Genomic DNA, 12,471 nt, shown 5'->3' with positions numbered 1-12,471 from the left:
ACCCTGTCGCCGCCTTACGGCGACGGGGTCTTCGGTGTTTCCGCGCGCGGCTAGGGTGCGGGGCATGGTGAATCAGGCGAATCCCGGGAGCGCCACGAGCGCCGAGATCGGCGTGATCGGTGGCTCCGGCTTCTACTCCTTCCTCGACGACGTGACCGAGATACATGTGGACACGCCGTACGGATCCCCCAGTGACTCCCTGTTCCTCGGCGAGCTCGCCGGCCGCCGGGTCGCCTTCCTGCCCCGGCACGGGCGCGGGCACCATCTGCCACCGCACCGCATCAACTACCGCGCCAACCTTTGGGCGTTGCGCTCGGTCGGCGTGCGCCAGGTGCTCGCGCCGTGCGCGGTGGGCGGCCTGCGGCCCGAGTACGGTCCGGGCACACTGCTCGTACCGGACCAGCTGGTCGACCGTACGAAGTCCCGGGTGGGGACCTTCTTCGACGGCCTGCCGCTGCCCGGCGGGGCCGTTCCCAACGTCGTGCACGTGTCCCTCGCCGACCCCTACTGCCCGGTCGGCCGCAAAGTGGCCTTGGAGGCGGCGCGTGGGCGCGACTGGGAGCCGGTGGACGGCGGCACGCTGACCGTGATCGAGGGACCGCGGTTCTCCACGCGTGCCGAATCGCTCTGGTACCGGGCGCAGGGCTGGTCGGTGGTGGGCATGACGGGCCATCCCGAGGCGGGGCTCGCCCGTGAACTGGAGCTGTGCTACACGTCGTTGACCCTCGTCACCGACCTCGACGCGGGCGCGGAGACCGGTGAGGGCGTCTCGCACGAGGAGGTGCTCCAGGTGTTCGCGGCGAACGTGGACCGGATGCGGGGCGTGCTGTCCGACGCGGTGGCGGCGCTGCCGGCGGGTGAGACACGGGACTGCCTGTGCACGAAGGCGCTGGGCGGGATGGATCCGGGGTTCGAGCTGCCGTAACGGGGTCGGCGGGAGCGGAACTTCCCATTCGGGTGAGCGAGTTGTCCACAACCGGTGAGTAACACACAGGCCTGAGCGGGGTTCGCGGAAAAGCCTCATCGTGGGGGCGCAAGCAGCTCCCTCGTCACAGGTGGTGGTCCCCATGTCATCCGTACGTCCCATGTCTCCCGTACGTCCCGTGCACTCCGTTCCGCTTGTCCCCCCGCCCTGCGAGGTGCCGCACTTCGCCCCCGTGCGGGTGCGCGGCGGGCGGGGTCGACTGCGGCGCCTGGTACGGAATCGGAGGCGGGCGCTGGCCCTCGGGCTCGCCGTCACGGCCGCCGCGATCGTGGCGGCGGGTCCACGTGGGGCGTCGGGGCCGGCGCCCGATGTCGGACGGGTCCGGGGTCATCCCGTGGCGGATCCCGTACGGGAGCGGCGCGTGGTCGAGATGGTGACGGCGCCGGTGCGGATCGCCGACGCGGCAACGGTCCGGCTGCTGCGGCCCGGTGACCGGGTCGACGTCATCGCGGCCGAGGAGTTGCCGACGGGCACCGACGCCCGGGTGGTCGCGCACCGGGCCCGCGTGACGAAGGTGCCGCCGGCCATGACACCCGAGGACAGCGTGGCCGAGGGCGGGGCCCTGGTCGTGCTCTCGGTGCCGCGCACCACGGCGTCCCGGCTGGCCGGCGCGGGTGCGACGGCACGGTTGGCGGTGACGGTGTGGTGAACGGTTGGGTGATCGTCTCGAACCGTCTGGCGTCAAGTCCCTCGTTGGAGTCGGCCAATTGGACATGGCCGCCACAGGTTGACGTAGGTTGCGGAACTGTTTGTTCCCCCATTTGCGTGTACGAGGAGAGGCCCCGCGGTGAGCGAGAAGAAGCAACCGAGCGTCTGGGACGGCTTCAAAGCCTTCCTGACGCGCGGCAACGTCGTCGATCTGGCGGTCGCGGTAGTCATCGGCACCGCGTTCACCAACATCGTGAACTCGGTGGTGAAGGGCGTCATCAACCCGATGGTGGGGGCGTTCGGGACGAAGAACCTCGACAACTACAGCTCCTGCATCAAGGACCCCTGCACCGGCACCGGCGACACCGCGACCGGCGTCAAGATCATGTGGGGCTCGGTCCTGGGCGCCACGCTCACCTTCGTGATCACCGCGGCCGTCGTCTACTTCCTGATGGTCCTGCCGATGTCGAAGTACCTGGCCCGGGTGGCCGCGCGCCAGAAGGCGAAGGAGGGCGCGCAGGAGGTCGTCGAGCTGAGCGAGCTGGAGGTCCTCAAGGAGATCCGCGACGCCCTCGTGGCCCAGCGGGGCTCCGGGCACGACGAGCGGTAGGCAGCGCGCTCGGCCTCGTTCGGAGGTCGCTCGGCCCGGTTCAGATGTGGTGGGGCGGCTTCTCGTCGAGGAAGCGCTTCAGGTCGGCCGCGCTGTCGCCGCCGCCGTCAGCCGGGCGCTCGCCCCACCCACGGTCCGTGTCGTCCGACGACTGCTGGTCCAGCGGGTCGTCGAAGATCAGCGCGGGCTTCGGGGCGCGCGGTTCGGGGGCGGCGGGGCTGCTCATGAGTCCAGGGTACGTCCCGGGGACAGCCGTCGCCCTGTCGTCCCGCGGGCTCACACTGCCTTCAGGTTGTGGGCCACCAAGCTGGTTCCGGCCAGGGCCGTCTGCTCTGTGTCGGGCAGGGCGTGTCGTGCAGTACGAAGGGCCCCGGCCACAGTGCGGCGGGACTTACGCGGCTGCCTCGGGCACACGCCCCGTCCTGCTGGGCTCCACCGCCTCAAACTCCTCGCCCAGACGCAGCGCGTCGGTCTTCTTGTCTCGCCAGTCAGGCACAAGACGGTCCAGGATCGGTGTTTTGTCTCCCCGTCCCTTGGGGGGCTTCACGGTGACGCTCTTCAGTGCCGCCTGGACGAGGGCCCGGCGCCCAACAATTCCACTGCCCTCCCAGACGGCGGCCATTGCTTCGGGGGCCACAAGAGCCGACAGGTCAGCATCCCTCGAGAGTTCCGCAAGTTCGGCCTTGAGGCTTGCGATCTGAGTCTCCAACTCCTCTCGGAGAGCATCGAACTGTTCCTCATCCATTCCCCCGCCGATGAAGAATTCCTTGTTCAGTTTCATCACCCGGCCTACCGCATTGTCGAGCGCTGCCCCTACGGAGCGCTTGCGTGCCTCCTTCTCAGGATCCTGGTAGGACAGCCAACGTCGGGCGATCTCATGGATCGCGAATGAGTCCGGAGAAAGATTCAAGATGCGGTTCATCCAAAGTTCCTCCATCGCCTCGTCCACCCGCTCACGCATGGTCGCGATCCCCTGGCAGACGGACTTTCCCTGATTCACACGGGCAAGGCAGCGATAGTTACGCCCGCCGTTCCCCATGGGACCGTTGCAGTGTGGACAGCGCAGGACGCCTGTCATGATGGTGGCTGCCTTGCGGACGCCGCGCGTTCTGTCGCCAATCGTCGTACCGGGGCGTGAACGGCCCGAGATAATGGCCCTGATCTTCTCCCACTCCTCGAAGGTGACGACTCCCTTACCGGCACGGACAGGGTGACCGTCTGCCCCCAGGAGGGGATCTCCACCTCGGTGCCACTTGTCGAGGGGCATCCCGAACTCGTCGGTCTGCCGATCACGGTTCGGGATGAGACCGGCCCAACTCGGCGACTGTGCAAGATTGATGACTGTCTGAGCCCGCCATTTCTTGCCATGACGCGTGGGAACGCCCCGCTCGTTGAGATCATTGGCGATCTCGGCCGGTGTCACCATGTCCAAAAGCCGCTCAGCGATCAGCGTGCGCGCGTATCTGTACTCCGCCGGGTTGTGTTCAAGCTTCCCCGATCCCTTGGGACAGCAGAGCCCGTACGGCGTCACACCTCCCGGCCAACGCCCCTCCGCCTTGTGCGCGTCTCCTCCGGTCTTCGTCCGTAGCGAAATGTCTTTGACCTCTTCGCGGGCTCGCTCCGAGAGAACTCCGAAGACAGTCCGTCCGTCCCTCGAAGAGTCCAGCCCTTCAATGACGCTCACCAAACGCGCGGCGCGATTGCCGAAGCCATCGAGCAGCAAGCCGACTTGGCCCATGCCCCGACGTGAAAGACGGTCGGTCTTCCATACGTACAGCGTCTTCGAGTGACCGTCCAAGACTGCCTGGTTCGCATTCTCGAACTCCTCACGCCGGACATGCGCCTTGCTCGCGCTCCGCTGCTCGAACCACACATGCCGGATCGCCTTCCCCTCGATGGCTGCGAGGCGGCACACGTCCCGCACATGAGCCCGGACTGTCGTCAGGGTGTCCCGCTTCTTCGAGCGCCTGATGTATGCCTCCGCCAGGTCTTCCGGGGCTCCAGTCGGCACGTCCCACAGACCGAGTTGCCGAAGCTCGTCATCCTCGAAGCCCAGTGCGCGCAGGGTCGACAGGTCGTCACGTTCCATGGTCATCCGTTCGTCCACCGGGACCGCTTCACGCTGCCCCCATAGGAAATTGAACTCCCATAGTTGGTTTCGGCGCAGGTGAATAGCGGTGTTGCTCCGTTACTCCGCAGTGAACCTGGATGAACTTCACCTGGTTCGCCTCGGCGTACGACAACGAAGTGGCTGCGTGAAGCAAGACTGGGCGTCATGACAGTTGACGCTCTGACAGATGTGGCCGGCCTGCGAGTGGGGCACGCGACGCGTATCGGCGACGGATGGCTCACCGGCACGACGGTCGTGCTCGCACCGGAGGGTGGAGCCGTGGCGGCCGTGGACGTACGGGGCGGCGGACCCGGCACCAAGGAGACCGACGCCCTGGACCCGCGCAACGTCGTACGCACTGTCGAGGCGGTGGTGCTGACGGGCGGCAGCGCGTACGGGCTGGACTCGGCGTCGGGAGTGATGGCCTGGCTGGAGGAGCGGGAGCGCGGGGTACGGGTCGGGCCCGATGCCGGGCACGTGGTGCCGGTGGTGCCGGCCGCCTGCGTCTTCGACCTGGGCCGGGGTGGCGACTTCCGGGCCCGGCCGGACGCGGCCACCGGTCGGGCAGCCGTCGAGGCGGCCGCCGCGAGCGAGCTGGGCGCGCCCGTGCCGGAGGGGTGCGTGGGCGCCGGTACGGGGGCGGTGGTCGGGCATCTCAAGGGCGGTGTCGGCACCGCGAGCACCGTACTCGGGTCGGGGATCACGGTGGCGGCACTGGTGGTGGCCAACGCGGCGGGGTACTCGGTGGATCCGGAAACGGGGGTGCTGTACGGGGAGTTGTTCGAGGGGCGGCGGGTCGAGTATCCGTCGGCCGACGTGCACGAGGCGGCGCGGCGGCGACTGGCCGAAGCCGCGGCCCAGTCCCCCCTCCCTCCGCTGAACACCACCCTCGCGGTGGTCGCGACCGACGCGGCGCTGTCAAAGGCCCAGGCCCAGAAGGTGGCCGGCACGGCACACGACGGCATCGCACGTGCCGTACGTCCGGTGCATCTGCTCACCGACGGGGACACGGTGTTCACGTTGGCGACAGGGGCCCGCCCACTGTCCGAGGACAACCCCCTCGCACTGAACGAGATCCTGGAGGCGAGCGCGGACCTGGTGACCCGGGCGATCGTACGGGCGGTACGGGCGGCGGAGCCGGTGACGGGGGCGGGCGGGGCTTGGCCGTCGTATGGGGAGTTGTACGGGGGTCACGGGGGTCACGGGGGTCACGGGGGTCACGGGGGTCACGGGGGTCACGGGGGTCACGGATAACGGGAGGGCCATGGGGGGAGGGTGGTTGTCCCGTTTCTGCCACTGGCCGATTGTGACTGAGCGCTTGAGTTGGCGGATTCCGTCAGCTCAAGCGCTCAACCGCGTTCGATGGTCGATGGTCGATGGTCGATGGTCGATGGTCGATGGTGCGTCACGCTGGTTCGACGGGAAGCCACAGCTCGCAGGTCGCGGTGCTGAAATCGTCCGCGCGCTCGAGGACCGCGACGACCGAGGGCCCCGACCGCAGCCGCCACGGGTTGGAGGGGAACCACTCGGTCGCGGTCGCCGCCCAGGTCGTCTGCAGGGCCTGCGGATGCGGTCCGCCGGTACGGAAGACTGCCCACATTCCAGGTGGTACCTCGATGGCGTCGAGCCCGTCCGGGACCGGCGTGTCCCGGCTGAGGGCGACTCCGTGCAGGTAGGTCAGTTCACTGCCCTCACTGCCGTCGGGATCGAGGTCATCGGTGACCTGCAGCAGACCCTTCGGTTCGGTGTCGCTGAGGGCCTTCAGCCGCAGATGCTCCTCCAGCGGTAGCGCAGCGATGTGCTCCTGGATGTGCGGGTTGACGCCCTGATGAATAAGCGGAACCCGGGTTGCGTGTCCGGCCAGCCGGAATGCAGGGCGGTCGACGAGGCGGGTGTCCATGGGGATACTCCCTTCAACAGTCAGGCGGAACCTGAGCTGCGGTTGTGTGCGCAAGGGGCCTCCATTACGGCGCACGTCACTGGGGCTGGCACCGTGGACCGCCCGGAACGCGCGTCCGAACGCCTCGCTGGAGCCGTATCCGTGCCGGACGGCGATACACAGCAGATCCCCCTTGCCCCGGACGACGTCGGCGGCGGCAACTGTCATGCGGCGCCGCCGCACGTACTCCGACAGCGGCATACCGGCCAACGACGAGAACATCCGACGCAGGTGGTACTCGGTGGTGCCGAGCGCCCCGGCGAACCTGTCGACGTCGAGTTCCTCGACGAGGTGCTCCTCGACAAGATCGACAAGTTGGTTGAGTGCCGAGATCATTAGGAAGCCTCCCTTTCGACTCCAACCCTGGCAGCAGGCACCCCGGCAACACCCGACCGCTGCGATCCGATCCGGTCAGGCGCCTGGACTGACGCGGTTCGCCGCTTCCGACCTGGCGATCTCGGGCTCAGGCTCAACCTGGGCCGTTACCGGCGCCGGCAGGCCCGCTCGGCCACCCGTCGTCTCGCCCGGCCAACGCGTACGACATCCCGGATGTGCCGCACGCGATGCGGTTGGCGACGTCGGGGACGTCGTCATCGTGAAGAACTCCGCCGACAAGCAGGTCGCGCCGGACAACGGTCTCAGCGGCTGGGATCTGCCGTGGAGCGAGTGGACGGCTGGGGCTGCTTCCTGACAGTGCCTGAAGTACCGCCCGATCAGGGCGTGTTGATGGACCATTGACGGTTTTCGGGGCCGCGCGGGAACTTTTCGTGCGGTCCGGGCGTCTCCTAGGCGTATGTTTTCTCGGTTCCCGGACATGATGTCCGACCGAGGGGCTACGGTATGCACCCACAAGGTGACATGCAGCAACGCCGGGAGAAGCCTTGAGCGTTCCGTACGAGACGGCAGCGTACGAACCACCCGAGTCGCCCGAGTCTCCGGAGGAGCACCTCGAGCGGCTCCTCGGTCGTGCCCTGAACTCCTTCGAGCTGCCCGACGAGGCGATACGGCGGCTCGACTGCGCGCTGGCGCACGACAGTTCGCTGCACTCGGCGCACCACAGCGCGGGGCTGCACCGCGAGACGTACCGTCACACCTGGCTGCTCGCCGACGGTTCGGCGCTCACCCTCTGGGAGCTGGTGCACAACACGGCGCCGGGGGCGGGTCCGCAGCACGAGGTGTATGTGGACGAGGAGGAACTGCGCGCCGCCACGGCCCGGCTCCCGCTGCCCGCCGACGGCCCGGATTTCGAGCTGCCGGTGACGGTTCAGCTCACACCGGTCGTCCAGCCTCGGCATGTGTACGTTCCCGACGACTCGGCGGACCACGCGCGCCGTTTACTGCGCCGGGCGGAGAACACGGACCGACCGGGAACAGAGACGGCCGAGTTGCTGCGTACGGCGTTCGCGCACCAGATCACCCAGGCGTTCGGGCGCCCGTGCCGCGCGGGCCGGTCCGGGATCGGCTTCTCGCTCTACGAGCACGCCTTCCTGCTGCCGGGCGGTGAGGAGATCTCCCTGTGGGAGGTCGAGCACACGGCGACGCCCGACGGCCGGCACATGTGCGAGGTGTATCCGACGGAGGACGGGGCGCGGGACGCGATGGAGCGGCGGGCGGCCCGGGCGTCGTAAACCGCCGTAACCCCGCACGCCATTCCTGATTCCTACTGACGGCAGAGCAGACGCCACGGTCCCGGACAGGGAACTCCTGTCCGGGACCGTGGCGTTTCCGGTGGTACTCGCGGGTGCGCCCAGCACGCCCGCCCATCGTTCTGCCTACGCCGCCACCGGCTCCTTCTTCGCCTGCGTCGCCGCCGCCGTGCCTTCCGGCGACTCGGCCGCCGTGGCGCCCGCTGCCGGCTTGCGCATGCTCTTGAGGACGATGACCAGGGCCGTCGTGACGCAGGTGCCGGCCGCGATGGCGATCAGGTAGAGGAACGGGCTGCCGATCAGCGGGACCACGAAGATGCCGCCGTGCGGGGCGCGGAGCGTGGCGCCGAAGGCCATCGACAGGGCGCCGGTGACCGCGCCGCCCGCCATCGAGGCCGGGATGACGCGCAGCGGGTCGGCCGCCGCGAACGGGATGGCGCCCTCGGAGATGAAGGAGGCGCCCAGGACCCAGGCGGCCTTGCCGTTCTCCTGCTCGGCCGGGGTGAAGAGCTTCTTGCGGACGACGGTGGCCAGCGCCATGCCCAGCGGCGGGACCATGCCGGCGGCCATCACCGCGGCCATGACCTTCATCGCGGAGTCGCTGGGGTCCGCGACGGCGATGCCGGCCGTGGCGAAGGCGTACGCGACCTTGTTGACCGGGCCGCCGAGGTCGAAGCACATCATCAGGCCGAGCAGTACGCCGAGCAGGATGGCGTTGGTGCCGGAGAGGCCGGCCAGCCAGTCCGTCATGCCCTTCTGGGCCTCGGCGATGGGCTTGCCGACGACGACGAACATCAGGAAGCCGACGACCAGCGAGGAGATCAGCGGGATCACCACGACGGGCATGATGCCGCGCAGCACCGGTGGGATCTTGATCTTCTGGATCGCGAGGACGATGCCACCGGCCAGCAGACCGGCGACCAGACCGCCGAGGAAGCCGGCCGCGATGTTCGAGGCGATCATGCCGCCGACGAAGCCGGGGACGAGACCTGGGCGGTCGGCCATGCCGTAGGCGATGTAACCGGCCAGGACGGGGATCAGGAACCCGAAGGCCACCCCGCCGATCTGGAACAGCAGGGCGCCCCAGCTGTCGACCTGGGTCCAGGAGAAGTGCTCCATGACCGAGGGCGCCTTGTTGATCTCCCAGCCGCCGATCGCGAAGCCGAGGGCGAGCAGCAGACCGCCCGCGGCGACGAACGGGACCATGTAACTGACGCCGGTCATCAGCCACTTGCGCAGCTTGGTGCCGTAGTTGTCGCCGGACTCGCCGGCCCGCTCGACGGGCGTACCGCTGGTGGCGGGTGCGCTGCTCTCGCCGCGCTCGGCCTTGCCGCGTACGTCGGCGATGAGCTGGGCGGGCTTGTTGATGCCGGCCTTGACGCCGACGTCGACGGTGGGCTTCCCGGCGAAGCGTTCCTTCTCCCGTACGGGCACGTCGTGGGCGAAGATCACGCCGTCCGCGGCGGCGATGACGGCGGGGTCGAGCCGGGTGAACCCGGCCGAGCCCTGCGGCTCGACGACGAGTTCGACGCCTGCCTCGCGGCCCGCGTTCTCCAGCGCCTCGGCGGCCATGTACGTGTGGGCGATACCGGTCGGACAGGAGGTGACGGCGACGATCCGGAACGGACGCGCGCCCCCGTCGCCGTCGGTGGTGCCCGCGGCGGCTTCGGCGGAGGCCGCCGCCGAAGCCGCCGCGGAGTCATCGGTGGCCGGAGCCTCGTCGCCACGGATCAGCGCGGCGGCCGTCTCCGCGTCGCCGACCGCCCGCAGCGCCGCCGTGAACTCGTCGTTCATCAGCTGGCGGGCGAGCGACGACAGGATCGTCAGATGGGCGTCGTCGGCGCCGGCCGGGGCCGCGATCAGGAAGATCAGGTCGGCGGGGCCGTCGGCCGCGCCGAAGTCGATCCCGGCGGCGCTGCGCCCGAAGGCGAGCGTCGGCTCGGTCACGTGTTCGCTGCGGCAGTGCGGGATGCCGATGCCGCCGTCGAGGCCGGTCGGCATCTGCGCCTCACGGGCGGCCACGTCGGCGAGGAAACCGTCAAGGTCGGTCACCCGCCCCTTCGCCACCATGCGCTCGGCGAGGGCACGGGCCGCCGCATCCTTGGTCTGGGCGGACAGGTCGAGGTCGACCAGGTCCGCGGTGATCATCTCGCTCATCGCGGGCTCCTTCGCACGCGTATCGCCCGGGAAGTGGAGTGGGCGGGGCTGGGGACGGGGTTCATACGGGTACTGCGGTGGGGGCTCATGGGGAGGGGGGTGGCTGCGGCGGGGCCGGGGAAACCCCGCCGCGTCAGGGCCGGTTCAGGGGGACGGGCGCAGCGGGCGGGCGCCGTCACGAGACGGGCTCCCCCGGTACGAGGGTCCAGGGACACCTCGCCCGTCATCGCCACGGCGGACGGGTCGAGGTCGGCGGCGGACGACTGCGGCAGGGCCGGCGGGCCAAGGCGGGCGCTCATGACACCGGCCCCCAGGCCGAGGTCAGCAGGCGTCGGCATCCCGCTGCCCGGCAACCGCACGGCAGCAGCACCGTGCGCGGCGGCGGACGGCCACGGCAGGGACGGGCCAAGGCGGGCGCTAATGACACCGGCCCCCAGGCCAAGGTCGGCAGGCATCGGCATCCCGCTGCCCAGCAACCGCACGGCAGCAGCACCGTGCGCGACGGCGGACGGCCGCGGCAGGGCCGGGCCAAGGCGGGCGCTCAGGTGGGTGTTCATGACACCGGCTCCCTCAGCGCCCGGTCCACCGGTATCTCGCTCGTCACCGTCACCGCGGACGGGTCGAGGTCGGACGGAGTCGGCATCACGCTGCCGGGGAGTTGGACTGCGGCGGCGCCGTGGGCTACGGCGGAGGCCAGGGCCTCGGGGCCGCTGCCGCCGGCGATCAGGAAGCCGGCCAAGGAGGAGTCGCCGGCGCCTACGTTGCTGCGTACGGTGTCCACCCGGGCGGTGGCGAACCAGATGCCCGAGCCGTTGACCAGCAACTGGCCGTCGGCGCCGAGGCTGGCCAGGACTGCGCCCGCGCCCAGTTCGCGCAGTTCCTCCGCCGCCTTCACCGCGTCGCCGATCGTGGCCAACGGGCGGCCTACCGCCTCCGCGAGCTCCTCCGCGTTCGGCTTGACCACGTCCGGGCGTTCGCGCAGGGCCGCCAGGAGGGCCGGGCCCGAGGTGTCCAGGGCGATTCGGGCGCCTGCGGCGTGCGTACGGGCGACTATGTCGGCGTACCAGGACGGGGCCAGGCCGCGCGGGAGGCTGCCGCAGCAGGCTATCCAGTCGGCGTCGGCCGACTGCACGCGTACCGTCTCCAGGAGCAACTCCTGTTCGGCGGCGGAGAGTTCGGGGCCGGGTGCGTTGATCTTCGTCAGGACGCCGTCCGATTCGGCGAGGGCGATGTTCGAGCGGGTCGCCCCCGCGATCGGTACCGGTGCCACCTCTATGCCCTGGGCGTCCAAGAGGTCTGCTACCAGCGCTCCGGGTGCGCCGCCCAGTGGCAGCACCGCCACCGTGCGCCGGCCTGCGGCGGCCACCGCACGCGAGACGTTGACGCCCTTGCCGCCCGGGTCCATGCGTTCGCCGGTGGCGCGGATGACCTCGCCGCGGTCGAGGGACGGGACCTCGTACGTACGGTCGAGGGACGGGTTGGGAGTGACGGTGAGGATCATGCGCGCACTACCTCCGTGCCGCCGCGCTCGATCGCGGTGGCGTCCTCGGGGTCAAGGCCGCTGTCCGTGATCAGCAGGTCCACGTCGCCCAGGACCCCGAAGCGGGCGAAGTGCTCCTCGCCATGCTTCGTCGAGTCGGCGAGCAGCACCACTCGGCGGGCGGCTTCCACAGCGGCCCGCTTCACGGCGGCCTCGGCGAGGTCGGGCGTGGTCAGCCCGTGCTCGGCGGAGAACCCGTTGGCGGCCACGAACAGGACGTCGGCGCGGATCTCGCCGTACGCCCGCAGCGCCCAGGCGTCGACGGCAGCGCGCGTACGGTGCCGGACGCGTCCCCCGACGAGGTGCAGCTGGATGCCGGGGTGGTCGGCGAGGCGGGCCGCGATCGGGAGGCTGTGGGTGACGACGGTGAGCGTCGCCTCCAGCGGGATGGCGGCGGCGAGGCGTGCGACGGTCGAGCCGGCGTCGAGGATCAGGGTGCCCTCGGTGGGCAGCTCGGCGAGGGCGGCCTTGGCGATGCGGTCCTTCTCGTCGGCGTAGGTCGACTCGCGCTCGGTGAGGTCGGGCTCGAAGTCGAGGCGACCGGCCGGTATGGCGCCACCGTGCACACGCCGTACGAGGCCCGCGCGGTCCAGCGCCTTCAGGTCCCGGCGGATGGTCTCCGCGGTGACCTGGAACTGCTCGGCGAGGGACAGCACGTCCACCCGCCCGCCGTCACGGGCGAGCCGCAGGATCTCCTGCTGCCGCTCCGGTGCGTACATGTCCGTTCGCCTCCGACTCATGCCCGAACTTGTTGTTTCGGCTGCTTTCATCCCGGAGGCTACGCCCGGATTTCCGGAAAGTAAACAAGTTCGGGCGCGATACGGACACAATCAGGC

12 protein-coding genes are annotated in these 12,471 nt (G+C 69.9%); 5 read left to right on the top strand and 7 right to left on the bottom strand.

What is annotated here, in order from left to right:
- Positions 1 to 64 precede the first annotated feature (64 nt).
- The 3 genes from LUX31_RS27160 (at position 65) to mscL (ending at position 2,243) form a co-directional block, all read left to right on the top strand.
- Positions 65 to 925, top strand: coding sequence for an S-methyl-5'-thioadenosine phosphorylase (locus tag LUX31_RS27160; RefSeq protein WP_235477908.1), 861 nt, complete (start codon positions 65 to 67; stop codon positions 923 to 925).
- Between the two features lie 142 nt (positions 926 to 1,067).
- Positions 1,068 to 1,634: a hypothetical protein gene (locus LUX31_RS27155; protein ID WP_235477906.1), complete on the top strand. Its 567-nt coding sequence runs from the start codon at positions 1,068 to 1,070 to the stop codon at positions 1,632 to 1,634.
- A 138-nt stretch (positions 1,635 to 1,772) separates the two neighbouring features.
- The gene (gene mscL / locus LUX31_RS27150; RefSeq protein WP_235477904.1) at positions 1,773 to 2,243 is read left to right on the top strand and encodes a large conductance mechanosensitive channel protein MscL; all 471 of its coding nucleotides are present in this window, start codon (positions 1,773 to 1,775) and stop codon (positions 2,241 to 2,243) included.
- A 40-nt stretch (positions 2,244 to 2,283) separates the two neighbouring features.
- On the opposite strand, the gene LUX31_RS27145 is transcribed toward mscL, so the two are convergent.
- Positions 2,284 to 2,469, bottom strand: a complete 186-nt coding sequence (locus LUX31_RS27145; RefSeq protein ID WP_235477903.1) for a hypothetical protein — start codon at positions 2,467 to 2,469, stop codon at positions 2,284 to 2,286.
- 165 nt (positions 2,470 to 2,634) lie between these two features.
- Positions 2,635 to 4,338, bottom strand: a complete 1,704-nt coding sequence (locus tag LUX31_RS27140; protein WP_235477902.1) for a recombinase family protein — start codon at positions 4,336 to 4,338, stop codon at positions 2,635 to 2,637.
- A 180-nt stretch (positions 4,339 to 4,518) separates the two neighbouring features.
- Between LUX31_RS27140 and LUX31_RS27135 the strand changes: the two genes are divergently transcribed.
- The gene (locus LUX31_RS27135; protein WP_235477900.1) at positions 4,519 to 5,607 is read left to right on the top strand and encodes a P1 family peptidase; all 1,089 of its coding nucleotides are present in this window, start codon (positions 4,519 to 4,521) and stop codon (positions 5,605 to 5,607) included.
- Positions 5,608 to 5,758: 151 nt separating this feature from the next.
- Here the strand turns inward: LUX31_RS27135 and LUX31_RS27130 are convergent, their stop codons facing one another.
- Positions 5,759 to 6,628: an AraC family transcriptional regulator gene (locus LUX31_RS27130; RefSeq protein ID WP_235477898.1), complete on the bottom strand. Its 870-nt coding sequence runs from the start codon at positions 6,626 to 6,628 to the stop codon at positions 5,759 to 5,761.
- 545 nt (positions 6,629 to 7,173) lie between these two features.
- Here LUX31_RS27130 and LUX31_RS27125 point away from each other — a divergent pair.
- On the top strand, positions 7,174 to 7,920 hold the full coding sequence (locus LUX31_RS27125; RefSeq protein WP_235477896.1) for a DUF6227 family protein: 747 nt from the start codon (positions 7,174 to 7,176) through the stop codon (positions 7,918 to 7,920).
- 144 nt (positions 7,921 to 8,064) lie between these two features.
- Here LUX31_RS27125 and LUX31_RS27120 read toward each other — a convergent pair whose 3' ends face one another.
- From LUX31_RS27120 to LUX31_RS27105, 4 genes are read right to left on the bottom strand one after another with little or no spacing between them, the layout of a single operon-like run.
- The gene (locus LUX31_RS27120) at positions 8,065 to 10,095 is read right to left on the bottom strand and encodes a PTS fructose transporter subunit IIABC (protein ID WP_235477894.1); all 2,031 of its coding nucleotides are present in this window, start codon (positions 10,093 to 10,095) and stop codon (positions 8,065 to 8,067) included.
- Positions 10,092 to 10,652, bottom strand: a complete 561-nt coding sequence (locus LUX31_RS27115) for a hypothetical protein (protein WP_235477893.1) — start codon at positions 10,650 to 10,652, stop codon at positions 10,092 to 10,094. Before LUX31_RS27115 ends, LUX31_RS27120 begins: the two co-directional genes overlap by 4 nt.
- Entirely contained in the window at positions 10,649 to 11,596 is a 948-nt protein-coding gene (gene pfkB, locus LUX31_RS27110) for a 1-phosphofructokinase (RefSeq protein ID WP_235477892.1), read from the bottom strand. Before pfkB ends, LUX31_RS27115 begins: the two co-directional genes overlap by 4 nt.
- Positions 11,593 to 12,354, bottom strand: a complete 762-nt coding sequence (locus tag LUX31_RS27105; RefSeq protein WP_235477891.1) for a DeoR/GlpR family DNA-binding transcription regulator — start codon at positions 12,352 to 12,354, stop codon at positions 11,593 to 11,595. Before LUX31_RS27105 ends, pfkB begins: the two co-directional genes overlap by 4 nt.
- Positions 12,355 to 12,471: the final 117 nt, after the last annotated feature.

Origin of the sequence: Streptomyces sp. GQFP, assembly GCF_021545335.1 — a bacterium.
Lineage (GTDB): Bacteria > Actinomycetota > Actinomycetes > Streptomycetales > Streptomycetaceae > Streptomyces.
This window is presented reverse-complemented; position numbering and strand designations above follow the sequence as displayed.

Bases quoted from the DNA above. Each gene is read 5' to 3' on its own strand.
- LUX31_RS27120 (WP_235477894.1), bottom strand. From the start codon at position 10,095: ATGAGCGAGATGATCACCGCGGACCTGGTCGACCTCGACCTGTCCGCC.
- LUX31_RS27115 (WP_235477893.1), bottom strand. From the start codon at position 10,652: ATGAACACCCACCTGAGCGCCCGCCTTGGCCCGGCCCTGCCGCGGCCG.
- LUX31_RS27155 (WP_235477906.1), top strand. From the start codon at position 1,068: ATGTCATCCGTACGTCCCATGTCTCCCGTACGTCCCGTGCACTCCGTT.
- LUX31_RS27130 (WP_235477898.1), bottom strand. From the start codon at position 6,628: ATGATCTCGGCACTCAACCAACTTGTCGATCTTGTCGAGGAGCACCTC.
- pfkB (WP_235477892.1), bottom strand. From the start codon at position 11,596: ATGATCCTCACCGTCACTCCCAACCCGTCCCTCGACCGTACGTACGAG.
- LUX31_RS27145 (WP_235477903.1), bottom strand. From the start codon at position 2,469: ATGAGCAGCCCCGCCGCCCCCGAACCGCGCGCCCCGAAGCCCGCGCTG.
- LUX31_RS27135 (WP_235477900.1), top strand. From the start codon at position 4,519: ATGACAGTTGACGCTCTGACAGATGTGGCCGGCCTGCGAGTGGGGCAC.
- LUX31_RS27105 (WP_235477891.1), bottom strand. From the start codon at position 12,354: ATGTACGCACCGGAGCGGCAGCAGGAGATCCTGCGGCTCGCCCGTGAC.
- LUX31_RS27160 (WP_235477908.1), top strand. From the start codon at position 65: ATGGTGAATCAGGCGAATCCCGGGAGCGCCACGAGCGCCGAGATCGGC.
- LUX31_RS27140 (WP_235477902.1), bottom strand. From the start codon at position 4,338: ATGACCATGGAACGTGACGACCTGTCGACCCTGCGCGCACTGGGCTTC.